Below are 1,100 nucleotides of genomic sequence, written 5' to 3'. Positions count from 1 at the left end.
AGCTGAGACCCGCCCCACAGCCCCCTGTCGCACCGCCCGCATGGTCGGCGGCCCCTCCAGGGACCGGTAGGCTGGTCACATGTCCGAACCGACCGGTGCCGCCCGCAGGCGCGGGCCCTTCAAGGTCGGGGACCAGGTTCAGCTGACCGACCCCAAGGGCCGCCACTACACGTTCACGCTCGAAGCCGGGAAGAACTTCCACACCCACAAGGGTTCCTTCCCGCACGACGAACTGATCGGCTCACCCGAGGGCAGCGTTGTCCGCACCACCGGTAACGTCGCCTACCTCGCGCTGCGCCCCCTGCTCCCCGACTACGTCCTGTCCATGCCCCGCGGCGCCGCCGTGGTCTACCCCAAGGACGCGGGGCAGATCCTCGCCTTCGCCGACATCTTCTCCGGCGCACGCGTCGTGGAAGCGGGCGTCGGCTCCGGCTCGCTCAGCAGCTTCCTGCTGCGCGCCATCGGCGACCAGGGCATGCTGCACTCCTACGAGCGCCGCGAGGACTTCGCCGACATCGCCCGGCAGAACGTCGAGCGCTACTTCGGCGGACCCCACCCCGCCTGGCAGCTCACCGTCGGCGACCTCCAGGACAACCTGAGCGACACCGACGTCGACCGCGTCATCCTCGACATGCTCGCCCCCTGGGAATGCCTCGAGGCCGTCTCCAAGGCCCTCGTCCCCGGCGGCATCCTGTGCTGCTACGTCGCCACCACCACCCAGCTCGCCCGGACCGTCGAGTCCATCCGCGAGATCGGCTGCTTCAACGAGCCGACCGCCTGGGAGACGATGATCCGCAACTGGCACATCGAGGGCCTCGCCGTCCGCCCGGACCACCGGATGATCGGGCACACCGGCTTCCTGCTCACCGCCCGCCGCCTCGCCGACGGCGTCGAGCCGCCCATGCGCCGCCGCCGCCCCGCCAAGGGCGCCTACGGCGAGGACTACGCCGGCCCCAACGCCGACGGAGGCGCCGGCCGCTAGGCCGGGATCCCGAAAGCGTTCCTCCGGCCGACACCAACGACAACGCGCCGTGGCCGAGTTCCCGCACCACACCCCGGAACTCGACCACGGCGCCTTTGCGTTGCCCACCCGCCACCGG

1 protein-coding gene is annotated in these 1,100 nt (G+C 71.3%); it reads left to right on the top strand.

The window, feature by feature from the left end; all coding sequences use genetic code 11:
• Window positions 1-79: 79 nt before the first annotated feature.
• Window positions 80-982, top strand: coding sequence for a tRNA (adenine-N1)-methyltransferase (locus FNH09_RS46520; RefSeq protein WP_152895891.1), 903 nt, complete (start codon window positions 80-82; stop codon window positions 980-982).
• Window positions 983-1,100: the final 118 nt, after the last annotated feature.

The organism is Streptomyces adustus (assembly GCF_009377175.1).
Lineage (GTDB): Bacteria > Actinomycetota > Actinomycetes > Streptomycetales > Streptomycetaceae > Streptomyces > Streptomyces adustus.
The sequence above is the reverse complement of the archived record's forward strand: the minus strand, read 5'-3'. Positions and strand labels throughout refer to the sequence as shown.

Coding starts and splice junctions, on each gene's coding strand:
- FNH09_RS46520 (WP_152895891.1), top strand. CDS start 80: ATGTCCGAACCGACCGGTGCCGCCCGCAGGCGCGGGCCCTTCAAGGTC.